At 48.1% G+C, this 21,880-nt stretch carries 33 protein-coding genes and 1 pseudogene; 32 read left to right on the top strand and 2 right to left on the bottom strand.

From position 1 onward, the window contains the following. Positions 1-218 precede the first annotated feature (218 nt). The 31 genes from rplC to prfA all read left to right on the top strand — a co-directional run bounded on the left by rplC (position 219) and on the right by prfA (position 19,661). Positions 219-854, top strand: coding sequence for a 50S ribosomal protein L3 (gene rplC, locus QUA33_RS16935; RefSeq protein WP_190657996.1), 636 nt, complete (start codon positions 219-221; stop codon positions 852-854). 190 nt (positions 855-1,044) lie between these two features. Next, positions 1,045-1,677 (top strand): 50S ribosomal protein L4, encoded by a 633-nt coding sequence (gene rplD / locus QUA33_RS16930; RefSeq protein WP_190657994.1) that lies wholly within the window; start codon positions 1,045-1,047, stop codon positions 1,675-1,677. Then, positions 1,670-1,978, top strand: coding sequence for a 50S ribosomal protein L23 (locus tag QUA33_RS16925; RefSeq protein WP_006634999.1), 309 nt, complete (start codon positions 1,670-1,672; stop codon positions 1,976-1,978). The genes rplD and QUA33_RS16925 overlap by 8 nt, the downstream gene beginning before the upstream one ends. A 175-nt stretch (positions 1,979-2,153) precedes the next feature. Further along, complete coding sequence (gene rplB / locus QUA33_RS16920) at positions 2,154-3,017, top strand: 50S ribosomal protein L2 (protein WP_333057787.1); 864 nt, start codon at positions 2,154-2,156, stop codon at positions 3,015-3,017. 113 nt (positions 3,018-3,130) lie between these two features. Continuing rightward, positions 3,131-3,412 carry a 30S ribosomal protein S19 gene (rpsS, locus tag QUA33_RS16915; protein ID WP_006634997.1) on the top strand — a complete coding sequence of 94 codons (282 nt, stop codon included), beginning with the start codon at positions 3,131-3,133 and terminating at the stop codon, positions 3,410-3,412. A gap of 96 nt (positions 3,413-3,508) precedes the next feature. After that, positions 3,509-3,868, top strand: a complete 360-nt coding sequence (gene rplV, locus QUA33_RS16910; RefSeq protein WP_190657986.1) for a 50S ribosomal protein L22 — start codon at positions 3,509-3,511, stop codon at positions 3,866-3,868. A 107-nt stretch (positions 3,869-3,975) separates the two neighbouring features. Continuing rightward, positions 3,976-4,704 carry a 30S ribosomal protein S3 gene (gene rpsC, locus QUA33_RS16905; protein ID WP_333095881.1) on the top strand — a complete coding sequence of 243 codons (729 nt, stop codon included), beginning with the start codon at positions 3,976-3,978 and terminating at the stop codon, positions 4,702-4,704. Between the two features lie 115 nt (positions 4,705-4,819). Continuing rightward, positions 4,820-5,239 (top strand): 50S ribosomal protein L16, encoded by a 420-nt coding sequence (gene rplP / locus QUA33_RS16900; protein ID WP_333095880.1) that lies wholly within the window; start codon positions 4,820-4,822, stop codon positions 5,237-5,239. A 159-nt stretch (positions 5,240-5,398) separates the two neighbouring features. Next, entirely contained in the window at positions 5,399-5,692 is a 294-nt protein-coding gene (gene rpmC, locus QUA33_RS16895; protein ID WP_333095879.1) for a 50S ribosomal protein L29, read from the top strand. A gap of 38 nt (positions 5,693-5,730) precedes the next feature. Continuing rightward, positions 5,731-5,979 (top strand): 30S ribosomal protein S17, encoded by a 249-nt coding sequence (gene rpsQ, locus QUA33_RS16890; protein WP_006634992.1) that lies wholly within the window; start codon positions 5,731-5,733, stop codon positions 5,977-5,979. A 108-nt stretch (positions 5,980-6,087) separates the two neighbouring features. Further along, a complete protein-coding gene (gene rplN / locus QUA33_RS16885) occupies positions 6,088-6,456 on the top strand; it encodes a 50S ribosomal protein L14 (protein WP_006634991.1) in 369 nt (122 codons plus the stop codon). 1 nt (position 6,457) lies between these two features. Beyond that, entirely contained in the window at positions 6,458-6,820 is a 363-nt protein-coding gene (rplX, locus tag QUA33_RS16880) for a 50S ribosomal protein L24 (protein WP_333045759.1), read from the top strand. Positions 6,821-6,926: 106 nt separating this feature from the next. Continuing rightward, entirely contained in the window at positions 6,927-7,472 is a 546-nt protein-coding gene (gene rplE, locus QUA33_RS16875; protein ID WP_333070033.1) for a 50S ribosomal protein L5, read from the top strand. 22 nt (positions 7,473-7,494) lie between these two features. Then, complete coding sequence (gene rpsH / locus QUA33_RS16870; protein ID WP_190737227.1) at positions 7,495-7,896, top strand: 30S ribosomal protein S8; 402 nt, start codon at positions 7,495-7,497, stop codon at positions 7,894-7,896. Between the two features lie 122 nt (positions 7,897-8,018). Continuing rightward, on the top strand, positions 8,019-8,567 hold the full coding sequence (gene rplF, locus QUA33_RS16865) for a 50S ribosomal protein L6 (protein WP_190737229.1): 549 nt from the start codon (positions 8,019-8,021) through the stop codon (positions 8,565-8,567). A gap of 2 nt (positions 8,568-8,569) precedes the next feature. Further along, positions 8,570-8,932 (top strand): 50S ribosomal protein L18, encoded by a 363-nt coding sequence (rplR, locus tag QUA33_RS16860; RefSeq protein WP_333039624.1) that lies wholly within the window; start codon positions 8,570-8,572, stop codon positions 8,930-8,932. A 162-nt stretch (positions 8,933-9,094) separates the two neighbouring features. Continuing rightward, on the top strand, positions 9,095-9,640 hold the full coding sequence (gene rpsE / locus QUA33_RS16855; protein ID WP_015178718.1) for a 30S ribosomal protein S5: 546 nt from the start codon (positions 9,095-9,097) through the stop codon (positions 9,638-9,640). A 146-nt stretch (positions 9,641-9,786) separates the two neighbouring features. Then, positions 9,787-10,233: a 50S ribosomal protein L15 gene (gene rplO, locus QUA33_RS16850; RefSeq protein WP_333070037.1), complete on the top strand. Its 447-nt coding sequence runs from the start codon at positions 9,787-9,789 to the stop codon at positions 10,231-10,233. 102 nt (positions 10,234-10,335) lie between these two features. After that, positions 10,336-11,640, top strand: coding sequence for a preprotein translocase subunit SecY (gene secY, locus QUA33_RS16845; protein ID WP_190745438.1), 1,305 nt, complete (start codon positions 10,336-10,338; stop codon positions 11,638-11,640). A 5-nt stretch (positions 11,641-11,645) separates the two neighbouring features. Next, the gene (locus tag QUA33_RS16840; protein WP_333149653.1) at positions 11,646-12,221 is read left to right on the top strand and encodes an adenylate kinase; all 576 of its coding nucleotides are present in this window, start codon (positions 11,646-11,648) and stop codon (positions 12,219-12,221) included. 293 nt (positions 12,222-12,514) lie between these two features. Continuing rightward, positions 12,515-12,739 carry a translation initiation factor IF-1 gene (gene infA, locus QUA33_RS16835; protein ID WP_006276978.1) on the top strand — a complete coding sequence of 75 codons (225 nt, stop codon included), beginning with the start codon at positions 12,515-12,517 and terminating at the stop codon, positions 12,737-12,739. A gap of 368 nt (positions 12,740-13,107) precedes the next feature. After that, entirely contained in the window at positions 13,108-13,221 is a 114-nt protein-coding gene (gene rpmJ / locus QUA33_RS16830) for a 50S ribosomal protein L36 (protein ID WP_015178722.1), read from the top strand. A gap of 83 nt (positions 13,222-13,304) precedes the next feature. Further along, positions 13,305-13,688, top strand: a complete 384-nt coding sequence (gene rpsM, locus QUA33_RS16825) for a 30S ribosomal protein S13 (protein ID WP_006634981.1) — start codon at positions 13,305-13,307, stop codon at positions 13,686-13,688. 84 nt (positions 13,689-13,772) lie between these two features. Beyond that, the gene (gene rpsK, locus QUA33_RS16820; RefSeq protein ID WP_006634980.1) at positions 13,773-14,171 is read left to right on the top strand and encodes a 30S ribosomal protein S11; all 399 of its coding nucleotides are present in this window, start codon (positions 13,773-13,775) and stop codon (positions 14,169-14,171) included. A gap of 174 nt (positions 14,172-14,345) precedes the next feature. After that, positions 14,346-15,290: a DNA-directed RNA polymerase subunit alpha gene (locus QUA33_RS16815; RefSeq protein WP_202798589.1), complete on the top strand. Its 945-nt coding sequence runs from the start codon at positions 14,346-14,348 to the stop codon at positions 15,288-15,290. A gap of 125 nt (positions 15,291-15,415) precedes the next feature. After that, the gene (rplQ, locus tag QUA33_RS16810) at positions 15,416-15,766 is read left to right on the top strand and encodes a 50S ribosomal protein L17 (RefSeq protein WP_333095876.1); all 351 of its coding nucleotides are present in this window, start codon (positions 15,416-15,418) and stop codon (positions 15,764-15,766) included. Between the two features lie 29 nt (positions 15,767-15,795). After that, positions 15,796-16,638, top strand: a complete 843-nt coding sequence (gene truA / locus QUA33_RS16805) for a tRNA pseudouridine(38-40) synthase TruA (RefSeq protein WP_333149651.1) — start codon at positions 15,796-15,798, stop codon at positions 16,636-16,638. Positions 16,639-16,755: 117 nt separating this feature from the next. Then, positions 16,756-17,211 carry a 50S ribosomal protein L13 gene (gene rplM / locus QUA33_RS16800; protein WP_333149649.1) on the top strand — a complete coding sequence of 152 codons (456 nt, stop codon included), beginning with the start codon at positions 16,756-16,758 and terminating at the stop codon, positions 17,209-17,211. Continuing rightward, positions 17,211-17,621: a 30S ribosomal protein S9 gene (gene rpsI / locus QUA33_RS16795; RefSeq protein WP_106147490.1), complete on the top strand. Its 411-nt coding sequence runs from the start codon at positions 17,211-17,213 to the stop codon at positions 17,619-17,621. The genes rplM and rpsI overlap by 1 nt, the downstream gene beginning before the upstream one ends. A gap of 307 nt (positions 17,622-17,928) precedes the next feature. Then, positions 17,929-18,237, top strand: coding sequence for a 50S ribosomal protein L31 (gene rpmE, locus QUA33_RS16790; protein ID WP_333149647.1), 309 nt, complete (start codon positions 17,929-17,931; stop codon positions 18,235-18,237). 329 nt (positions 18,238-18,566) lie between these two features. Next, entirely contained in the window at positions 18,567-19,661 is a 1,095-nt protein-coding gene (gene prfA / locus QUA33_RS16785) for a peptide chain release factor 1 (protein ID WP_333149645.1), read from the top strand. A gap of 15 nt (positions 19,662-19,676) precedes the next feature. Here the strand turns inward: prfA and QUA33_RS16780 are convergent, their stop codons facing one another. After that, positions 19,677-20,114 (bottom strand): hypothetical protein, encoded by a 438-nt coding sequence (locus QUA33_RS16780; protein WP_333149643.1) that lies wholly within the window; start codon positions 20,112-20,114, stop codon positions 19,677-19,679. Between the two features lie 227 nt (positions 20,115-20,341). Here QUA33_RS16780 and QUA33_RS16775 point away from each other — a divergent pair, with 227 nt between their 5' ends. Continuing rightward, positions 20,342-20,707: a helix-turn-helix transcriptional regulator gene (locus tag QUA33_RS16775; RefSeq protein WP_333149641.1), complete on the top strand. Its 366-nt coding sequence runs from the start codon at positions 20,342-20,344 to the stop codon at positions 20,705-20,707. Between the two features lie 277 nt (positions 20,708-20,984). On the opposite strand, the pseudogene QUA33_RS16770 reads toward QUA33_RS16775, so the two are convergent. After that, a pseudogene (locus QUA33_RS16770) lies at positions 20,985-21,817 on the bottom strand (IS5 family transposase). Positions 21,818-21,880: the final 63 nt, after the last annotated feature.

The raw sequence follows: 21,880 nt of genomic DNA, 5'->3' as shown, positions 1-21,880 counted from the left end.
AGATAGAGTCGGTAAAAAGCCGCGAATCTCAACCCTTGCAAGACTTCCACAAGCTCGCTCCCAAATTTAAAACTCAAATTTTAAACACCGAGGAAGGCTGTTGGTTGATAACAGTTAATTGCAGGAACACTGAAATAAATGTTTCTGCACAAGAGCAAGCGGATTGACGTAACTTTCGCAATCCGAAACCTCTTGCGTAAATAAAAGGAAAAAAATCCGTGTCTGTAGGCATTCTTGGCACTAAACTAGGCATGACTCAAGTGTTTGACGACCAAGGGAGAGCAATCCCTGTCACCGTCATACAAGCAGGGCCTTGTACAGTAACTCAAATCAAAACAAAACAAACTGACGGCTACGGTGCCGTTCAAGTTGGATACAACGAAGTCAAACCAAAGGCTCTCAACAAGCCAGAACTAGGACATCTTGCCAAATCGGGGGCGAATCCACTGCGCCACTTGCAGGAATACCGATTGGAAGACACCAGTTCATTTGAATTAGGTCAACAACTAAAAGCAGATACCTTTACACCGGGACAAATAGTAGATGTCATCGGTACAAGCATCGGTAAAGGTTTTGCAGGTTTTCAAAAGCGCCACAACTTTAAACGAGGCCCGATGTCTCACGGTTCCAAGAACCACCGCGAACCTGGATCGATCGGACCTGGAACTACTCCCGGTCGCGTTTATCCCGGGAAAAGAATGGCAGGACGTATGGGCAACGTTCAAGTCACCGTCCGCAAACTAACAATTGTCCGGGTGGATACAGAGCAGAATTTGCTGCTAATTAAGGGAGCAGTTCCCGGCAAAGCTGGCGCCTTAGTCAATGTTGTGCCTGAGAAAAAAGTAGGACGTTAGTCAGTAGTCATTAGTCAGTAGTCAGCAGTCAGTAGATAGTGGTTGGCCGTTAGTAGCAAGCAATAACTAAGAACTAAAAGCTGAAAACTAATAGCTGAAAACTAAGACCTGAGAACAGACAACAGACGACAGACAACAGACAACAGACAACTAACAACAGACAACTAACAACAGACAAAGGACAAAAGATATGGTTAATTGTGTAGTGCGAAATTGGCAAGGCGAAGAAGTTGGGGAAACAACTTTAGAACTGCGCGTAGCCAAAGAAGAAAATGCGTCTCACATCGTTCACAGAGCATTGACGCGGCAACTGAATAACGCCCGTCAAGGAAATGCTTGCACCAAAACTCGATCGGAAGTTAGAGGCGGTGGCCGCAAACCTTGGCGTCAAAAAGGCACCGGCCGAGCCAGAGCAGGTTCAATCCGTTCTCCGCTGTGGCGGGGCGGCGGTGTCATCTTCGGGCCAAAACCGAGAGACTTTGAAGTCAAAATGAACAAAAAGGAACGCCGTCTCGCTTTGCGGACAGCATTCCAAAGTCGCACCGAAGACATCATTGTGGTTGAAGAATTTGCAGAGCAATTTCCGAGACCGAAAAGCAAAGAATTGCTGAGTGCGATCGCCCGCTGGGGCATCGAACCCGATACAAAAGTTCTGTTAATCTTGCCAGAACCGCAACCAAACGTCTACTTATCAGGACGCAACATCGAATTAGTAAACGTCATCTTGGCAACTTCCCTGAATGTTTACGACGTTCTCGCGGCTGACAAAATTATCGTCACATCTACAGCCATAGCTAAAATTCAGGAGATTTACGGTGAGTAAAATCGACCCCCGCGACTACGCAGATTTGATCCAGCGTCCGATTCTCACCGAGAAAGCTACCCGAATGATGGAATTAAATCAATTCACATTCGACGTAGCCCCCAAAGCGACCAAGCCTCAAATCAAAGCTGCAATCGAAGAACTATTTAAGGTCAAAGTCATCGGCGTCAACACCCAAAACCCGCCGCGTAAAAAGCGTCGAGTTGGCAAATTCGTTGGCTTTAAACCTTGTTACAAGCGAGCAACCGTAACTCTGACCGACGGAGACTCGATCCGCAAACTCCTATTCCCAGAAGTCTAGACGATTTTGGATTTTAGATTTTAGATTTTAGATTTTAAATTGCGGTTAACTGGTGGAAATTCTCGAACCAGAAAACTCGTAAGTTAACCAAATATCGCCAATCTTCAACCTAAAATCTAAAATCGATAAACGTCAAATCCAAAATCCAAAATCCAAAATCTAAAATAGATCGATTATGGGCATCCGTTCTTACCGACCTTATACCTCCAGCACCCGAGAACAAACCGTCTCGGACTTTGCTGAAATTACCAGATCAGAGCCAGAAAAGTCTTTAACCAGCAATAAGCACACCAAACAAGGCCGCAACAACCGAGGCGTCATCACCTGTCGCCACCGGGGAGGCGGTCACAAACGGCTGTATAGAGACATCGACTTCCGCCGCGACAAACACAGCATTCCCGCTACCGTCAAGGCGATCGAATACGACCCCAATCGCAACGCCCGCATCGCCCTCCTGTTCTACAAAGACGGCGAAAAACGGTACATACTGCACCCGCTTAACTTAAACGTCGGTACAGTAATTGTCTCAGGCCCAGACGCGCCGATCGAAATCGGCAACGCCCTCCCCCTGAAGAACATTCCCCTCGGTACCAGCATCCACAACGTCGAGCTAGTACCCGGAAAAGGCGGACAAATCGTTCGCTCCGCCGGCTCCAGCGCTCAGCTAATGGCAAAAGAAGGTAGCTACGTCACCCTCAAACTGCCATCCGGCGAACAGCGCAAAGTCCGCGCCGACTGCTATGCCACTATCGGTCAAGTCGGCAACACAGACGCCAGAAACATCAGCCTCGGCAAAGCAGGTCGCACCCGTTGGAAAGGTCGCAGACCCACCGTTCGCGGTAGCGTCATGAACCCGGTAGACCACCCGCACGGCGGTGGCGAAGGCAGAGCTCCCATCGGACGTCCGGGGCCTGTCACTCCTTGGGGTAAACCAGCATTGGGTGCAAAAACTCGACGCAAAAACAAGCGCAGCGACGCTTTAATCGTCCGGCGCCGCCGCAAAGCTTCCAAGCGCGGCAAGGGTGGCAGACAAAGCTAGTCATCAGTCAGCAGTCTTCAGTGCTTAGTTATTAACTGCTAACTAATGACTGAGGACTGATGACCAATGACTGCTTAATTCTGACTAATGACTCCTGAATTACTAAAAAAATCATGTCTCGATCGCTAAAAAAAGGCCCCTTTGTCGCAGATGCTCTGATGACAAAAATCGAAAAACTCAACGCCGCCGGCCAAAAACAAGTAATTAAAACTTGGTCGCGCTCTTCCACAATCCTGCCCCAAATGGTAGGCCACACGATCGCCGTTCACAACGGCAGACAGCACGTACCCGTCTACCTCACCGACCAAATGGTAGGTCACAAACTCGGAGAATTTTCCCCCACTCGCACCTTTAGAGGTCACGCGAAAAGTGGTGATAAAAAGGCGAAAAGATAGCCGAATTAGGTGACAGGTAATAGGTAGTCGGAAAAAAAATTACCAATTACCAATTACCTTTTGCCCAATTACCAATTACCAATTACCGAAATCGAAATGGCTATAGATACCACATCCGAAATTAAGGCGATCGCCCGTTACATCCGGACATCGCCCTTCAAAGTGCGCCGAGTCCTCGACCAAATTCGTGGCAAAAGCTACCAAGAAGCGCTGATTTTACTCGAATTCATGCCCTACCGCGCCTGCGAACCAATCGTCAAGGTTTTGCGATCGGCAGTAGCCAACGCCGAGCACAACGCAGGATTGGATAAATCCAAGCTAGTAGTGTCTCAAGCTTACGCAGACCAAGGCCCAGTCCTCAAACGCTTTAGACCCCGCGCTCAAGGTCGTGCCTACCAAATCCGCAAGCCAACCTGTCACATTACCGTAGTAGTAGCTCCGCTCGTAGAAAACTAAACCAGGGAAAAACGTAATAGGTAATAAACAGCTTAAAGTTGAAGAAAAGGGGTAATCACAAATTACCAATTACCAATTACCAAATACCAATTAACTCATCAACTATTATGGGCCAAAAAATACATCCAATTGGTTTTCGCCTCGGCATTACCCAAGAGCACCGCTCTCGCTGGTTTGCCGATCCCAAAAACTATCCAGAACTCTTGCAAGAAGACTATAAAATTCGCAAGTACGTTCGTAAAACGCTCAGCAACGCTGGCATTTCTTCGGTCAAAATTGAGCGGAAAGCCGATCAAATCGACCTAGAAGTGTTCACCGCCAGACCAGGTGTTGTCGTAGGCCGCGGCGGAGCAGGCATCGAAACCTTGCGCGTCGGTTTGCAGCAGCAACTCGGTAGCAACCGTCAAATCCGCATCAACGTCGTCGAAGTCCAGCGAGTAGACGCTGATGCCACACTGATTGCGGAATACATCGCTCAGCAACTAGAACGGCGCGTATCCTTCCGCCGAGTAGTCCGCCAAGCAATCACCCGCGCCCAAAAAGTCGGCATCCAAGGCATCAAAATTCAAGTCAGCGGACGCCTCAACGGCGCAGAAATCGCTCGTACCGAATGGACGCGGGAAGGAAGAGTTCCGTTGCACACCCTGCGGGCAGACATTGACTACTCCTACTGCACTGCTCAAACCATCTACGGTATCCTCGGCATTAAAGTTTGGGTTTTCAAAGGCGAAATTATTCCCGGACAGGAACAGGAGACTGCACCAAATGCTGCAGTACCCCGCACCAAACAAAAGCGCCGCCGCCAGAACTTTGAAGATCGATCGAACGAAGGCTAGCTAATTGTTAACTGTTAGTTGTCATTTGTTAAGTGTGAGTTGTTCCAAACCAATTAGCAATTAGCAATCACCAATTACCAATTACCAATTACCAATTACCCAACTCCCTTTCGCCATGTTAAGCCCTAAAAGAACGAAATTCCGCAAACAACAGCGCGGGCGAATGAGCGGTATTGCCACCCGCGGCAATACAGTTAGCTTTGGCGATTTCGCGCTCCAAGCCGTCGAACCCGCCTGGATTACTTCCCGCCAAATAGAAGCCGGACGCCGCGCCATGACCCGCTATATCCGCCGGGGTGGCAAAATTTGGATTCGCATTTTTCCCGACAAACCAGTCACCGAGCGTGCAGCAGAAACCCGGATGGGTTCTGGTAAAGGCTCACCAGAGTTTTGGGTGGCCGTGGTCAAACCGGGCCGGGTAATGTTTGAAATTGGCGGCGTAAGTGAAGAAATTGCCCGCGAAGCAATGCGTTTGGCATCTTTCAAATTACCAATTAAAACCAAGTTCATCACTCGCGAAGAAGGCCAGTCATAGCGAAGAGCGAAGGTAGAATTAGGTCTGTATTAATCAGCATTTTAAACGGCTACAGCAATTTAAAATCTGGCTTTCATAACTTTTCTTTCCTTCGACCTTCAGCCTAAGAGACACTTCTGTCTTCTGTCATACCGCTCGCTAACGAGAAAGCACACAATTATGTCTTTGACCAAGATTAAAGAAGCTAGAGAATTAAGCGATGCTGCTGTAGCAGAGCAAATTTTAGCCGTCAAGCGCCAACTAATGGAATTGCGGCTCCAGCAAGCTACCGGCCGCATGGAAAAGCCTCACCTGTTCAAGCACGCCAAACACCGGCTAGCTCAATTGATGACAGTTGAACGCGAGCGCCAAATCGTTGCTGAGAAAGAAGCTGCGGCAGCAAAATTAGCCGCATCTAAACAGGTAGCACAGCCTGCTCCCACCGCAGCAGCCGAGCCGACGATCGCACAGTAGCTAAAAAAAAGTCAATTGCACAACAAAAATAGGTAGCTATGGCAATTAAAGAACGAGTTGGCGTAGTAGTCAGCGACAAGATGGATAAAACCGTCGTGGTAGCAATCGAAAACCGCTCCTCCCACACCAAATACGGCAAAATCGTAGTCCGCACGAAGCGCTACAAAGCTCATGACGAAGAAAATCAGTGCAAATCGGGCGATCGTGTCCGCATCACTGAAACTCGCCCCCTGAGCAAAACCAAACGCTGGACGGTTGCTGAGATTTTTGGGACAAAAAACGGCTAACAGTTAATTGCCACATCGCGATCTCCCGATCGAAAATTAACAATCAACTAGCAGTCAAAAGTCAACAGTTAACAGTTAACAGTCAATAGTTAACACTCAACAATCACCATGATTCAACCCCAGACATACCTCAATGTCGCCGACAATAGCGGAGCCCGCAAACTGATGTGCATCCGCGTATTGGGAGGCGGCAACCGTCGCTACGGCGGAGTCGGCGATGTCATCATTGCCGTCGTCAAAGATGCCATCCCCAATATGGCCGTCAAAAAATCAGATGTCGTTCGGGCAGTCATTGTCAGAACTCGCAAAGGTCTGCGCCGCGACAGTGGCATGAGCATTCGTTTTGACGATAACGCCGCCGTTATTATCAACGTAGACGGCAACCCCAAAGGCACTCGCGTCTTCGGTCCCGTCGCCCGCGAATTGCGCGACAAAAACTTTACTAAAATCGTTTCCTTAGCCCCGGAGGTACTTTAAAATGTACGGAAAAAAGGGTAAACCAACTAGCGAACCGCAGCGCTACAGAATGCACGTCAAAGCAGGCGACACGGTGCAAATAATTACTGGCAAAGAGAAAGGAAAAGTCGGAGAAATCTTAAAGACATATCCTAAAGTCAGCAAAGTAGTTGTTAAAGGTGTAAACATCAGAACCAAGCACGTCAAGCCCCAGCAAGAAGGAGAGTCAGGGAAAATACTCACGTTTGAGGCTCCCATTCACAGCTCAAATGTCATGCACTATTCCGAAAAAGAAAAAATAGCTAGCCGCGTTTGCTATACATTTAGCGAAGATGGCCGGAAACTGCGACAGCTCAAAAAAACTGGAGAAATCCTCGATAATTAGTCATTAGTCATTAGTCATTAGTCATTAACAGACAACGGACAACTATCAACTGACAAAGAACAATTCCCTGACCAAGCCCAGGGACAGTTAACGAAACACAAAAACTATGCCGGACAAACTCAAGGTTCTTTATCAAGGAAAAATCGTTCCCACACTGATGGATCAGTTTAAATATACTAATATCCATCAGGTTCCCAAACTCGTCAAAGTCACAGTGAACCGCGGTTTGGGAGAAGCATCTCAAAACGCTAAGGCACTGGATTCGTCGATCAACGAAATTGCCATCATCACCGGGCAAAAACCAGTGGTGACGCGGGCGAAAAAAGCGATTGCAGGCTTCAAAATCCGCAAAGGAGTACCCGTAGGCGTTATGGTGACGCTGCGCGGCGATCGGATGTACGATTTTCTCGATCGGCTGATCAACCTCGCACTCCCCCGAATCCGCGACTTCCGCGGCATCAGCCCCAAAAGCTTCGACGGGCGCGGCAACTACAGCTTGGGTCTGAGAGAACAGCTAATTTTTCCAGAAATAGAATATGACCGCATCGATCAAATTCGAGGCATGGACATTTCAATTATCACCACAGCAAACACCGACGAAGAAGGACGCGCCTTGCTTAAAGAAATGGGAATGCCGTTCCGGGACAACTAAGCACTAGAGTAAGAAGCAAAAGATGGCAGCTAACGATACCATAGCAGATATGTTGACGCGCATTCGCAATTCTTGCATGGCGCGCCACCAAACAACGCAAATTCCAGCTACAAAAATGACCCGCAGCATCGCCCAAGTCCTCAAAAGTGAAGGCTTCATCGGCGAATTTGAAGAAGCAGAAGAAGGGGTCAAGCGACATTTAGTGCTTTCTCTAAAGTACAAAGGTAAAACTCGCAAGCCCATTATCACGGCACTGAAGCGAGTCAGCAAACCAGGACTGCGCGTTTACTCGAACCGTAAAGAATTGCCCAGAGTATTAGGCGGAATTGGCATAGCCATTATTTCTACCTCCAGCGGCATTATGACGGATAGAGAAGCTCGACGCCAAGGTTTGGGCGGTGAAGTGCTTTGTTATGTTTGGTAGTCATTAGTCATTAGTCATTAGTCACTGGTCGTTGGCAACAGACTCAAAAATCAATCACTAAGGACTAATAACTAAGCACTAATAATCAAGGACTAATAACTAAAAACAAAGGACAAAAAACTATGTCGCGAATTGGCAAGCGTCCGATTAGCATTCCCAATAAAGTCACCATCACCCTAGACGGTCAAAAAGTAGCCGTCAAAGGCCCTAAAGGTGAACTTTCTCGAGTAATCCCAGCCGAAATCCTCATGGGAATTGAAGGCGAGACTTTACTCGTTACCCGCCGAGACGAATCTCGCGTCGCCAGACAACTACACGGCTTGTGCCGCACCCTAGTCGCCAACATGGTCGAAGGTGTATCCCAAGGTTTTCAGCGGCGTCTCGAAATTATCGGCACAGGTTATCGGGCACAGGTTCAAGGACGGAACCTTATTTTAAACGTCGGTTACAGCAAACCCGTTGAAATGCCCCCTCCAGAAGGCATCACAATGGCAGTTGAAGGCAACACCAACGTCATTGTCTCCGGCATTGACAAAGAACTCGTAGGCAATACAGCAGCCCGCATCCGCGCAGTGCGTCCGCCCGAAGTCTACAAAGGCAAAGGCATTCGCTACAGCGGCGAAGTCGTCCGGCGCAAAGCTGGTAAAACAGGCAAAACAGGTAAGAAGTAACAATGAAGCTTACTCGCAAAGAATCAGTCCAGCGCAGACACCGCCGTGTTCGGCGCAAGGTTTTCGGCACCGCCGAACGTCCCAGACTAGCGGTATTTCGCTCAGAGCAGCACATCTACGCTCAAGTAATAGACGATACCGCCCAGCACACTTTGGCCGCTGCGTCAACCCTCGATCCCGAATTGAAGTCAACTCTCAGTTCTGGCGGCAACTGCTCCGCGAGCGTGCAAGTCGGTCAGTTGATTGCCAAACGCTGTTCCAGCGCTGGCATAGTCAAAGTCGTATTCGATCGGGGGGGCAACCTCTATCACGGTCGTGTCAAAGCCCTCGCAGAAGCAGCTCGCGAAGCGGGGTTAGACTTCTAGAGGGGGTAATGGGTAGCGGGTAATGAGTAATTAAAAAGTAAAAAGTCAAAAGTTGAAAGTTAAAAGGCAAAATCCAGATTTCTTCTATTTTTACTTTTTACTCAAACAATTACCACTTGCCGATCGCCTTTCACCAATTACTAATTCCCACAGGACAAAACTATGGCAGAACAAAAAGAACAGCGCACCAAGAAAAAAAGCAGCAGCAACAAAACGCGGGAAAAAGAATCCGAATGGCAAGAGCGGGTCGTTCAGATCCGGCGCGTTACCAAAGTAGTCAAAGGCGGTAAAAAACTCAGCTTCCGCGCCATAGTCATTATCGGCAACGAACGCGGTCAAGTTGGAGTAGGAGTCGGCAAAGCTAGCGACGTAATTGGTGCAGTTAAAAAAGGCGTCGCTGACGGCAAAAAGCACCTAATTGAAGTTCCCCTCACCAAATCTAACTCCATCCCTCACCCCATCAACGGTGACGGTGGCGGAGCTAAAGTCATGATGCGGCCGGCCGCTCCGGGAACCGGGGTAATTGCAGGGGGAGCAGTGCGAACTGTTCTCGAATTAGCAGGAGTCCGCAATATCTTAGCCAAACAGCTAGGTTCCGGAAATCCCTTAAACAACGCCCGAGCCGCAGTCAATGCCCTGTCCACCCTCCGCACCTTGTCCGAAGTTGCTCAAGAGCGCGGAATTCCAGTAGAAAATCTCTACGGTTAGGGCACGCGAGAATGGGAAACTGTAAGTTTTGAGTGTTAAGTGCTTGCGGTGAAAATAAAAAAATCCGCAACTTAAAACTCACGCACTCAAAACTACTGGATACCCTCTCTCTAAATACCAAATACCAATTACCAATTACTAAAACTATGAGATTGCAAGACGCCCGACCCAAAGCAGGCTCCCAAAAGCGCCCCCGACGCTTGGGCAGAGGTATTTCTGCCGGTCAAGGCGCGAGCTCCGGCAAAGGGATGCGCGGTCAAAAATCTAGAGCCGGTAGCGGCACTAGACCGGGTTTTGAAGGAGGTCAAAATCCTCTCTACCGCCGTCTCCCCAAGTTGAAAAGCTTCCCTCTAGTGAACCGGAAAGAGTACACTACCATTAATGTAAGTAAATTAGCATCGCTGCCAGCAAACACAGAAGTTACTCTCACCTCTTTGATGCAAGCGAAAATTGTCAATACTGACAACGGGCCGCTGAAAATCTTAGGAGATGGTGAACTGAATGTACCTTTGCAAGTGCGCGCCTCGGCTTTTACCGCAGGTGCTCGCACCAAAATTGAAGCCGCAGGCGGAAGTTGCGAATTAGTTGCGTGAAGATTTGGGGTTTGAGAGTTTGTCCAAATCTCAAATCCTCAAGCTTGCTATCAGAAAATGATTTAGTCGAAAATCCCAAATCTAAAATCCAAAATCGTAACTATGGACGTTAGTAGAGAGAAAGCGCCAACTGCACAAGAGACGTTCATGCAGATGGCTCAAGCTGCTGGTTTACGAGGCCGCATCCTCGTAACCATTGGCTTACTGATTTTAGTACGCCTGGGTGTCCACTTGCCAGTCCCCGGTATCGATCGAGTCGCCTTTGCCCAAAACGTCCAAAATAGCCCTTTAATCGGCTTTTTGGATTTGTTCTCAGGAGGCGGCTTGTCAGCTTTGGGGATTTTCGCGTTGGGGATTTTGCCCTACATTAATGCTTCAATTATTGTGCAACTTCTAACTGCGGCTCTGCCAAGCTTAGAAGACTTGCAGAAAAATGAAGGAGAAGCAGGGCGGCGCAAGATTTCTCAAATTACTCGCTACGTTTCTTTGGGCTGGGCAATTCTCCAAAGTATTGGCATTGGGATTTGGGTCAGCCCTTTTGCTCAATCTCCATCGCCTTTATTCATAGCACAAACTGCTTTGGCTCTGACGGCAGGCTCAATGTTTGTAATGTGGATATCGGAAGTAGTGACGGAACGAGGTATCGGGAACGGAGCGTCGCTACTGATTTTTATCAACATTGTGTCGGTATTGCCACGCTCTTTGGGACAAACTTTTGAATTGGCTCAAAGTGGCGACACGCAAGTTGTCGGCCGTGTAGTCGTTCTGCTGCTGGTCTTTTTGGTGACGATTGTCGGGATTGTTTTTGTTCAGGAAGGTACTCGCCGCATTCCGATTATTTCGGCTCGTCGCCAAGTCGGCCGCAAAGTTTATCGGGAGAGCCGGAGCTATCTGCCCCTGCGCTTGAATCAAGGCGGAGTGATGCCGATTATTTTTGCATCTTCGGTTTTGATTGTGCCTTCTTTCCTCGCTCAGTCTCTCAATAACCCGTTTTTGGTTCAAGTTGCTAATGTTTTGAGTCCGAACGGGCCGACGCCTTGGGCTTACGCGCTGTTTTATCTGACTTTGATTCTGTTCTTCAGCTATTTCTACGCTTCGTTGATTGTCAACCCCGTAGATATGTCTCAGAACTTGAAGAAAATGGGCGCCAGCATTCCTGGAATTCGTCCCGGTCAGAAAACCAGCGATTATGTGGAGAAGGTTTTGAACCGTTTGACTTTCTTGGGAGCGATTTTTCTAGGTCTGGTGGCGATTGTACCAACTGCTGTAGAAAGCGCGATCGGAGTGCAAACTTTTAGAGGTTTTGGTGCAACTTCCCTGCTGATTTTAGTAGGTGTCGCGATCGAAACTGCTAAGCAAATTCAAACTTACGTCATCTCCCAACGATATGAAGGAATGGTGAAGTAATCGCAATGCAATTGATTTTTATGGGGCCTCCAGGGGCGGGAAAGGGAACTCAGGCTCAGCTCTTAGCCGCTCTCTGGAAAATACCTCACATTTCTACCGGTGACATCCTGCGCGCCTGCGTAGTTGCCAAAACAGACTTGGGTCAAAAGGCGCAAGCCTACATGGATCGGGGTGAGTTGGTTCCTGACGAGTTATTAATGGATATCGTGCAAGAACGTATGAATCAGCCAGATGCTCGTGCTGGCTGGATTCTCGACGGCTTTCCCCGCACAGTCGCCCAGGCAGCTTTTTTTGACAAACTGCTCTGCGATGTTGAAGGAAGTACGTCTGGAAAGGACTGCGCTCTCAGAGCTGTCAATTTGGACGTTCCTGACAATGTTTTGGTGGCTCGCCTGCTGTCGCGGGGGCGTCAGGATGACAACGAGCAGACGATTCGTCGGCGTTTGCAAGTTTACCGCGAGCAAACTGAACCTTTGATTGAGTTTTACAGAAACCGCGAACAGTTAGTTGCGGTTGATGGCGATCGAGCGATGGAATTAGTCACTGCAGAACTGCAGCAAGCTCTCTCTGGCGACTCTTGAACCCTCTCAATAGAGCTTGTTACTCACAAGCTTTTGCTAAGATATGTTAACTAGGAGCTTTTTGTGCTATCAGGTTTTGTGAGGGTTGCTAGAGACCGGATTGAACTCGATACTAATTGCCACAACTTTACTCAAGTAAAGCTAAAACAAGCGGTTGGTTGAGTATTAAAGTCGATCGAGTCGCCCTAATTATTGCCCCCCGTTCCCGTTTGACTCTTACCAGTAAATAGGTTTTGAGACCAACGCCGGGACACTCCTAGTTAATCAAATGTAGAGTTGAGGTAAATACCAAATTGTCTAAGCAAGATTTAATTGAAATGGAAGGGACAGTGACGGAATCCCTGCCCAATGCGATGTTTCGCGTTGACCTAGATAATGGGTTTAACGTCCTGGCTCACATTTCCGGCAAGATCCGCCGCAACTACATCAAAATTCTGCCTGGCGATCGCGTCAAAGTCGAATTGACTCCCTACGACTTGACCAAAGGCAGGATTACTTATCGCCTTCGGAAAAAATAGGCTTAGATAAAACTTTCTAAAAACTAATTCTAAGTTTAATTTAGAGAGAATTTGGTAAAAAGCTTCAAATTTATGCTATAATGCTACGTTTGTAGTGTTGCCGAGAAGGGCGTCAACAACCCACCGGTGTACCGGGTTAAGTCATTGTTACACCGTAAAAGTATTGCTGGGCCAAACTCTGGCGCAGGCGAACTTTACCCAGCAATGGGATTGGGTGCAAGCGGGCTCCTTCATGAAACAACCCGCACTTTATACAATTTAATCGAGGAGAGGTCTACACCTTGCCCAGCCTCTCCTCCCACCGCTCTACGGGCAGTCCCAGCGTGCCTGTTCTCCGCTAGAGCGGGGTTCTCCAGGCAGGAAGAAAGATGAAAGTTCGAGCATCTGTCAAAAAAATTTGTGAGAAATGTCGCGTCATCCGCCGTCGCGGTCGAGTGATGGTGATATGCACTAACCCGAAACACAAACAGCGCCAAGGTTAGAAAAAACGAAAATTGGGCACTGCACGCAGGTGCATCCTAATTGAACATTGTAGCCAAATAGGAAAACTAGGGAGACAAAAAGTGTGGCACGGATTGCCGGGGTAGACCTTCCACGCGATAAGCGCGTAGAAATAGGTCTGACATACATTTACGGAATAGGCTTGTCGCGGGCCCAAAAAATTATCGCTGCAACAGGCGTAAATCCTGACACTCGCGTTAAGGATTTAACAGAGGCCGACGTGACAGCTCTGCGGGCTCATGTAGAAACCACATACCAAATCGAAGGAGACCTCCGGCGCTGGGAGTCAATGAACATCAAGCGCCTGATGGACATCGGAACTTATCGCGGTCGGCGTCACCGTTTGGGTCTGCCAGTGCGGGGACAACGAACCCGTACCAACGCCAGAACACGTCGTGGCGTCCGCCGAACAGTTGCGGGCAAGAAAAAGGCACCTTCCAAGAAGTAACATCTTTTTGGGAAAAATACGCTGGGGGCTGCTCGCTCCTAGCGCTTCGGGACATTAGTTGAGAGAAACGTTAAAGAGACTAATATGGCGCGACAACAAACAGGCAAGAAATCTGGTGCAAAAAAGCAGAAAAGAAATGTACCCAATGGGGTAGGCTACATCCAGTCTACCTTTAACAACACGATTGTAACTATTACCGACCTCAACGGCGAAGTGATCTCCTGGGCATCGGCAGGTTCCAGCGGTTTTAAAGGAGCTAAGAAGGGAACTCCCTTTGCAGCTCAAACAGCAGCAGAAAGTGCTGCCCGCAGAGCCAACGACCAAGGAATGCGCCAAATAGAAGTAATGGTGAGCGGGCCCGGAGCAGGTCGAGAAACTGCTATTCGGGCACTGCAAGGGGCGGGACTGGAAATCACCCTGATTAGAGATGTTACCCCAATTCCTCACAACGGCTGTCGCCCTCCCAAGCGGCGTAGAGTCTAAAACGATTTGAGATTTTAGATTTTAGATTTTGGATAATGGCTAACTGCTTAAAGTCAAAAACTAATGGTTCTAACTGTTGCCCCGTCCATCCAAAATCCGAAATCCGTTCAGGGGTATGCTCTGCAATCTAAAATCCAAAATCAAAAATCCAAAGTGGAAAAGGGAGGTCACTCCGTGGCGCAGTTTCAAATTGAATGTATAGAGTCTAACACTGACAAAGACCGCAGTCAGTACGGAAAATTTGTCCTGGAACCGCTCGATCGCGGTCAGGGAACAACTGTTGGGAATGCGCTTCGGCGAGTTCTGCTGTCAAATTTGGAAGGGACGGCAGTAACTTCAGTCCGCATCGCGGGTGTCAATCACGAGTTTGCCACGATCGAAGGGGTACGTGAGGATGTTCTAGAAATTCTCCTGAACATGAAAGAGGTCGTCCTCAAAACTCATTCTCAGCAGCCGCAAATCGGCAGGTTGCGGATTGAGGGGCCTGTCACCGTTACTGCCGATCGATTCGATTTGCCCTCAGAGGTCGAATTGATAGATCGCTCCCAGTACATTGCAACTCTCTCCCCCGGCTCAGTTCTGGAAATGGAATTCAGAATTGAAAAAGGCATCGGATACCGAGCAGTAGACCGCAGTCGCGATGATGGGTCGGCTTTGGATTTCCTCCAAATAGACGCCATCTTTATGCCGATTCGCAGAGTCAATTACAGCGTTGAAGATGCTAGGGTAGGCGGCACGGTCGAGAAAGACCGGCTGATTATGGAAATCTGGACTGATGGCAGCGTGACTCCTCAAGAAGCTTTGAGTCAATCTGCCAACATCCTGGTAGATTTATTTGCACCTCTCAAAGACATCACCCAAGATTCTCTCAAACCAGAGTATCCAGGTGAAGCAGATCCTACCAGCCAAATTCCGATCGAAGAATTGCAGTTGTCAGTCCGGGCTTACAACTGTCTCAAGCGGGCTCAGATCAACTCAGTCGCAGACTTATTGGATTATACCCAAGAAGACTTGCTCGAGATCAAGAACTTCGGGCAGAAGTCTGCCGAAGAAGTGATTGAAGCTTTACAAAAACGCTTGGGCATTACCTTGCCACAGGAAAAATCAGCTAAAAGTTAATCAACGGGTAACGGGTAAAAAAGTTCTGAATTTTAAGTAGGTGAGTTTTTAAGTTAAAGAATTCACCGCTCAAAACTCTCGGACTATCCCGGCGCCCAATTACCAATTACCAATTACCAACTGCCATGCGTCACCGCTGTCGCGTTCCCCAACTCAACAAACCGGCTGACCAGCGCCGCGCCATGCTGCGCTCGCTGACTACCGAATTAATCCGCCACGGTAAAATTACTACCACTCTCGCCCGCGCCAAAGCGCTGCGCCCAGAGGCTGACAGAATGATTACCCTGGCAAAAGATGGCTCATTGGCAGCTCGCCGGCAAGCTATGGGCTTTATCTACGACAAACAGTTAGTACACGCTTTGTTTGAAGCAGCCCAAGAACGGTACGGCTCGCGCAACGGGGGCTACACCCGCGTAGTGCGAACTGTCCCCCGTCAAGGAGACAATTCCGAAATGGCGATCGTTGAACTGGTTTAATTCAATTTTGGGTTGGAGATTTGTGATTTATGACTGACAATCCAAAATCCCCAATCGAAAATCCCCAATCGATACAGCGCGTTGCTTTGGTGATCCAATACCTCGGCACTAACTTTCACGGTTGGCAGCGACAGCCGAACCAGCGTACAGTACAAGAAGAAATTGAAACAGCAATATCGACTGTTCTGGAACGCCCGGTAACGCTGCACGCTGCTGGGAGAACTGACGCGGGAGTTCACGCCGCTGCTCAAGTAGCCCATTTTGACGCCCAGGGTCCAATTCCGGCTCACCGCTGGGCAAGCGTTCTCAACTCTCGACTGGCAAAAGATATTTTAATTCGAGCTTCGGCAAAGGTGGAACCTACCTGGCACGCTCGGTTCTCAGCCAGTTGGCGGCGCTATCGCTACACCCTTTATACAGATCCGACCCCTAATTTGTTTGTGCGTCCTTTTGCTTGGCACTGCTATCACGCCCCTGTGGATGAATCTTTGATTCAGAAAGCTTTGACACCGCTCATCGGGCGGCATCACCTGGCTGCTTTTCACCGCGCGGGCTCAGCCCGCCCCCATTCCTGGGTGGACGTACAAGCGGCAGAGTGTCACCGTTCTGGGCCTCTTATCTATATTGAGGTTCAGGCGAGCGGGTTTCTGTACGGGATGATGCGGCTGCTGGTGGGGTTGCTGGTGCAGGTGGGTCGCGGGGAAAGGCCGATCGACAATTTCACCGATATCTGGGTCAACGAACGCCGAGAAATGGTAAAATATGCCGCTCCAGCTCAAGGTTTGTGCCTGCTGCGGGTTGGCTATTCAGAATTTCCCTTTCCCCCAGATGTCTGGTACGACACTCAGCCAAAATTAGTTATTGGTTATTAGTTATTGGTTATTAGTTATTGGTTATTAGTTATTGGAAACAACTAACAAATAACAAATAACAACTGACAACTAACAATGAACAACTAACAAATAACAAATAACAACTGACAACAAACAATGAACAAAACTTACGTCCCTACTCAAGACTCCCTAGAGCACAAGTGGTACGTGGTCGATGCCGCCGACCAGCGGCTGGGCCGTCTGGCAACTGAAGTTGCCATGTACCTCCGGGGAAAACACAAACCGACTTACACTCCTTCTATGGATACCGGCGACTTCGTAATTGTCATCAATGCGGACAAAATCGCTGTTACTGGCAAAAAACGCACCCAGAAAATCTACCGCCGCCATTCTGGAAGACCGGGTGGGATGAAAACAGAAACTTTTGCCAAATTGCAAGCACGTTTGCCCGAAAGAATTGTCGAAGAAGCTATACGAGGAATGCTGCCTCACACTTCTCTAGGCAGACAATTGTTTACTAAGCTGAAAGTGTACGCTGGCCCTAACCATCCACACGCAGCTCAAAAACCAGAAGAGTTAATTGTTCACACGATTCCGGGAGGAAATGAGTAATGCAAGCAACAGATACCGGCCGCGCTGTGTACTGGGGTACCGGCCGCCGCAAATGTTCAGTAGCGCGGGTACGCTTGGTTCCCGGCACTGGCATACTGACTGTCAACGGTAAAGAAGGGGATTTGTACCTGCAATTCAACCCTACTTATTTGGCTCTGGCTAAGGCACCTCTGGAAACTTTGGGTCTGGAAAATGAGTACGATATTTTGGTAAAAGTCGAAGGCGGTGGCTTGACAGGTCAGGCTGACTCGATTCGCTTGGGTGTCGCTAGAGCACTTTGTCAATTAGACCCGGACAACCGCAAGCCTCTGAAGACTGAGGGCTATTTGACTCGCGACCCGCGGGCCAAAGAACGGAAAAAGTACGGTTTGCGGAAAGCTCGCAAGGCTCCTCAATACTCGAAGCGGTAATCGAGGTTCGGCAACGGATTGTGTAACGGATGTAACGGATGTAATGAAAGTTCGGCAACGAATTTTTTAACGGATGTAACGGATGTTCGGATTGACGGATTGAGGGAAGAAGGAAAAAGGAAGAAGGAAGAAGGAAGAAAGAAAAGGCAAGAATCATTCAGATTTTATCTGCCTTTTTTTCAAGTTTATTTCCGATTCCTGATTCCGGGTTCCAAAAGGTATAAGACAAAATTGGTGCTGTTGTTGGTTTAGAAGTCCTGCGGCAGCTAAAATGGTTGTAAAGTCAAAAATTAGAGAGTAAAAAACAATGGCAAAAGATGGCATTCACCCTGAGTGGTATCCCGAATCTCAGGTTTATTGCAACGGGGAACTGGTGATGACTGTGGGTTCAACTAGACCAAAGCTTCAAGTTGATGTCTGGTCCGGAAATCATCCTTTTTATACTGGCACTCAGAAGATTATTGATACTGAAGGTCGTGTCGAGCGCTTTATGCGGAAATACGGCATGAGCGAGGTAGAAATGCCGAAGGCAGATGCTTCCTCTGGACCGCTGAAAATGGAAGATCCCAAAGCAGATGCTGCTAAGGCTGCTGGTAAAGGCAAAAAGAAGAAGTAGCCGGATTGTCATTTGTCCGCAGTTTGTTGAGAGTAGTTCTTTCTACTGGCAACTTACCGCCTTCGGATTTTAGATTTTAGATTGAAGACTTGCTATGCAGGCAGTTGAGTTCGATCGACATCTATCCTAACTGCTCTTGAGTTCTAAAATCTAAAATCTAAAATCTAAAATCTAAAATCGATCCGCCATCGGATGGGAGAGTTTAGATTGAAGACTTCGCTATGCAGGCAGTTGAGTTCGATCGAGATTCTATCCCAACTGTTCTTCAAATCTAAAATCTAAAATCTAAAATCTAAAATCTAAAATCGATTGACAAAGGACAACTGACAATGGCTGAATCTTATTTGCTGGATAAATTGAAGTCGGTAGAGCAAACTTTTAATGAGTTGACTCGCCGCATGGCTGACCCGGATGTGGCTAGGGACAATCAAGAGTTTCAACGGGTAGCGAAAGCTCGATCGTCCTTGGAGGAAGTGGTCGATACTTTTGCTCTGTGGAAAACCACTCAGGAAGATTTGGTGGGCGCGCGACAAGTTCTCAAGGAAGCCGCGGGCGATCGAGATATGCAAGAAATGGCGGCGCTGGAAGTTCAGGAACTTGAGGCGAAGCTGGAGAATTTGGAAAGTTGTTTGAAGGTTTTGCTGCTCCCCCGCGACCCGAACGATGACAAGAATATTATGCTGGAAATTCGGGCGGGTACTGGCGGAGATGAGGCTAGTATTTGGGCTGGAGATTTGCTGCGGCTGTATTCGCGCTACGCTCAAACTCAAGGCTGGCAGGTGAAGTTGGTGAGCGAGTCGCTGGCGGAAATGGGCGGCTTTAAAGAGGTGATTCTGGAAATTACAGGCGACAGCGTTTACAGTAAGCTGAAGTTTGAGGCGGGAGTACACCGGGTGCAGCGAGTGCCTGTGACTGAGGCCGGCGGCCGGGTGCATACTTCGACGGCGACGGTGGCTGTGATGCCGGAGGTGGATGATGTGGAGATTCACATCGATCCGAAGGATATTGAGATGAGTACAGCTCGATCGGGCGGTGCTGGCGGTCAAAACGTGAACAAGGTTGAAACTGCTGCGGATTTGTTTCACAAGCCGACGGGAATTCGGATTTTCTGTACTGAGGAGCGCAGTCAGTTGCAGAATAAGGAGCGGGCGATGCAGATTTTGCGGGCTAAGCTCTATGAGATGAAGTTGCGGGAGCAGCAGGATGAGGTGAAGTCGCGGCGTTTGGCTCAGGTTGGTACTGGTTCGCGATCGGAGAAGATCCGCACTTACAACTATAAGGACAATCGGGCTACGGACCACCGTTTGGGGGAGAATTTCTCGCTCAATAGTGTTTTGGAAGGTGATATTGAGGGGATTATTCAAACTTGCATTTCTCAGGATCAGCAGGAACGTTTGGCTGAGTTGGCTGCTTCTACAAATTGATGGAGTGATGGGGGACTAGGCGCATTGTTTGCTCAGCCTCAGTTCCCTTGTTACGCGGGAGATCTGGTTGAGTAGGGCTTCCCAAATTGCATCGGCGATCGCCACTGGATATTTGAAATGTTCGAGGTCGTATTGTACAATGACTTCTAGAGGTGCTAGGATTTGCTGCTTTCGACAACTGGCAATTGCTGCGATCGCCTCTTGTTGCCATCTGGCAAATAGTCTGTAGCTAAAAAAGGAACTGCATTTTTGTCCTTTCTTGTTCAGGTAAACGACTATTACTTGATGTTGTTTGGGGTAGACTTTCACTATGTGTTTTACGGGCATTCTCAGGGCTTCGGCTGCTTCTATTTTGGAGATTTGCCAGCACTGGGGTTTTAGCCAACCGGAGGCTGTGAGGCTTTGACGGGTGCCGCTGGGCTTGTGAGTTTTTAGATTGCGTCTCTTGGTCATTTTTACTTTCCCTGATGTCTGTCTTCGGTTTCAAAGTTCGATCGGGCTGTCCCCTTATGTTGGGTTCCTCGCTCAGAACCATTTGTTTAGCGACTCCTTGGGTCTATCAAAACTTAAGTTGTAATTATTAGTTTACTTGCAATCCTGTCCTGTGTCAAGTATAATTATGAATTGCAAGTGGAAAATTTAGGAGTTGGGAAGTAAACTGAGTTATGTGGGATTAAGTAGTGACGGCAGTTGTGAACGCAGAAGCTAAGAAAAAATTGATCGAGATTGTCAAACTAGCTCGCGGTTCTATGAGTCAGCGGGCATTCGGCAAGCTTCTGGGCGTCTCTGCGACTGCGGTTCAGTTGTGGGAAAAAGGTCAGAGCATCCCAGATACAGAAAATTTGGCTCAGATTGCTGTGAGGGCCGGGTTTACACTTGAAGAGCTGCTCGCTCATCTGGAAGGCAAACCCATGCTTGAACCGGTAGATACTAACGATCTGCTGAAAAAAATTCAATGTATACCAATTAGTGAGTTAGCCGTGGTTGGTAGAGCGGTGATGGATAGACTCGCGGCGGCTGCTGAGTCGTCTGGGAAATATAGTTGATGTATCACTTCGTAAGTAGACTGGTAGATACGGTTGAGTAACCTTCGAGTCGTGAACATCCAAAATAGACAAAAACTTAGCGAAATCATCAAAACTGCTCGCGGAACAATGAGTAATATCATGTCCGGTCGATCAACCATGATTAAACTTTTGCCTCTGGCCACCAAGAGAAATGAGTCTAATACCAATTCACTATGAAGCTGCATTTAATATAACGCTAAGGATATAGTTCCAACCAGAAAGACATCAGCCTCATTTAGTAGACCTCTTGCAAAAGTCATTCTGAAAGGTTAAGTTCATAGTTATAGATGCCTGCAATCAGGTTGAAGCGTAAACCAAATCTACGTCGGCGATTTCGGTAACGTTCCGACAAAATCCGAAAAATTTTCAGCTTCCTATTAACGTGTTCAATAATAATTCGTTGGCTTGCCAGAGTACGGTTTTCCTGCCGTTGAACCTGAGATAAATTAGAGCTTTTGGGCTTTTTAGTAGGGATCTGACTATGGGCATGAAGTTTGGCAATTCCTTGATAACCCTTGTCACCTAAAAGTTTAATTGTAGTGGCTAGCCTGACTTTACTGCTCTTGAATAGTCGAAAGTCATGCCTTCTGCCTTTACCACGAAGCTCTGCAGATAATTGCTCCCGTCTTTTGATTGACCACTAATTGCGACTTCAATGTATGATACTTCTTTTTGCCGGAAAACACTTGTCGTTGTTTTTTTTTGGACGCTCGACTGGGCTTTCGGTCACATCGACCACAACTACTTCTAAAACTGAGTCCGGTTGCAGCAGTGCTTTCTTTCCGGGTCAGCTAAACCGACCTGAACGAATTAATGTGTCCTCTACGTGTCTGACGATTCTGAACGCAGTGGATTCATTGATGTTCCAGCTCCATCGCAATGTGAAAGTAGGTACGGTACTCTCGCCAATATTGTAATGCCAGCAGTACCTGGGAATCGGTGCTCAGTTTAGGCGGGCGACCGGGTTTGCGTTTCTGAAGTTGCTGTTGTTTTAGAACTGACACCATTTCATCAAAAGTTGTAGACTAGGGCGCCACAGAATCTCTTGAAGGCTTCTGGCTTTAAGCTTTGCACATGAGGGGGTGACAAAGAGGTTTAGGAGATAGACCGAATAAGGTTTGCAGCCCGCATACCTTGTTGATAAAAGCGACG

Source organism: Microcoleus sp. Pol14D4 (assembly GCF_036701245.1).
GTDB lineage: Bacteria > Cyanobacteriota > Cyanobacteriia > Cyanobacteriales > Microcoleaceae > Microcoleus.
The sequence above is the reverse complement of the archived record's forward strand: the minus strand, read 5'-3'. Positions and strand labels throughout refer to the sequence as shown.

Coding starts and splice junctions, on each gene's coding strand:
- rplD (WP_190657994.1), top strand. CDS start 1,045: ATGGTTAATTGTGTAGTGCGAAATTGGCAAGGCGAAGAAGTTGGGGAA.
- rplB (WP_333057787.1), top strand. CDS start 2,154: ATGGGCATCCGTTCTTACCGACCTTATACCTCCAGCACCCGAGAACAA.
- rpsS (WP_006634997.1), top strand. CDS start 3,131: ATGTCTCGATCGCTAAAAAAAGGCCCCTTTGTCGCAGATGCTCTGATG.
- rplV (WP_190657986.1), top strand. CDS start 3,509: ATGGCTATAGATACCACATCCGAAATTAAGGCGATCGCCCGTTACATC.
- rpsC (WP_333095881.1), top strand. CDS start 3,976: ATGGGCCAAAAAATACATCCAATTGGTTTTCGCCTCGGCATTACCCAA.
- rplP (WP_333095880.1), top strand. CDS start 4,820: ATGTTAAGCCCTAAAAGAACGAAATTCCGCAAACAACAGCGCGGGCGA.
- rpmC (WP_333095879.1), top strand. CDS start 5,399: ATGTCTTTGACCAAGATTAAAGAAGCTAGAGAATTAAGCGATGCTGCT.
- rpsQ (WP_006634992.1), top strand. CDS start 5,731: ATGGCAATTAAAGAACGAGTTGGCGTAGTAGTCAGCGACAAGATGGAT.
- rplN (WP_006634991.1), top strand. CDS start 6,088: ATGATTCAACCCCAGACATACCTCAATGTCGCCGACAATAGCGGAGCC.
- rplX (WP_333045759.1), top strand. CDS start 6,458: ATGTACGGAAAAAAGGGTAAACCAACTAGCGAACCGCAGCGCTACAGA.
- rplE (WP_333070033.1), top strand. CDS start 6,927: ATGCCGGACAAACTCAAGGTTCTTTATCAAGGAAAAATCGTTCCCACA.
- rpsH (WP_190737227.1), top strand. CDS start 7,495: ATGGCAGCTAACGATACCATAGCAGATATGTTGACGCGCATTCGCAAT.
- rplF (WP_190737229.1), top strand. CDS start 8,019: ATGTCGCGAATTGGCAAGCGTCCGATTAGCATTCCCAATAAAGTCACC.
- rplR (WP_333039624.1), top strand. CDS start 8,570: ATGAAGCTTACTCGCAAAGAATCAGTCCAGCGCAGACACCGCCGTGTT.
- rpsE (WP_015178718.1), top strand. CDS start 9,095: ATGGCAGAACAAAAAGAACAGCGCACCAAGAAAAAAAGCAGCAGCAAC.
- rplO (WP_333070037.1), top strand. CDS start 9,787: ATGAGATTGCAAGACGCCCGACCCAAAGCAGGCTCCCAAAAGCGCCCC.
- secY (WP_190745438.1), top strand. CDS start 10,336: ATGGACGTTAGTAGAGAGAAAGCGCCAACTGCACAAGAGACGTTCATG.
- QUA33_RS16840 (WP_333149653.1), top strand. CDS start 11,646: ATGCAATTGATTTTTATGGGGCCTCCAGGGGCGGGAAAGGGAACTCAG.
- rpmJ (WP_015178722.1), top strand. CDS start 13,108: ATGAAAGTTCGAGCATCTGTCAAAAAAATTTGTGAGAAATGTCGCGTC.
- rpsK (WP_006634980.1), top strand. CDS start 13,773: ATGGCGCGACAACAAACAGGCAAGAAATCTGGTGCAAAAAAGCAGAAA.
- rplQ (WP_333095876.1), top strand. CDS start 15,416: ATGCGTCACCGCTGTCGCGTTCCCCAACTCAACAAACCGGCTGACCAG.
- truA (WP_333149651.1), top strand. CDS start 15,796: ATGACTGACAATCCAAAATCCCCAATCGAAAATCCCCAATCGATACAG.
- rplM (WP_333149649.1), top strand. CDS start 16,756: ATGAACAAAACTTACGTCCCTACTCAAGACTCCCTAGAGCACAAGTGG.
- rpsI (WP_106147490.1), top strand. CDS start 17,211: ATGCAAGCAACAGATACCGGCCGCGCTGTGTACTGGGGTACCGGCCGC.
- rpmE (WP_333149647.1), top strand. CDS start 17,929: ATGGCAAAAGATGGCATTCACCCTGAGTGGTATCCCGAATCTCAGGTT.
- prfA (WP_333149645.1), top strand. CDS start 18,567: ATGGCTGAATCTTATTTGCTGGATAAATTGAAGTCGGTAGAGCAAACT.
- QUA33_RS16780 (WP_333149643.1), bottom strand. CDS start 20,114: ATGACCAAGAGACGCAATCTAAAAACTCACAAGCCCAGCGGCACCCGT.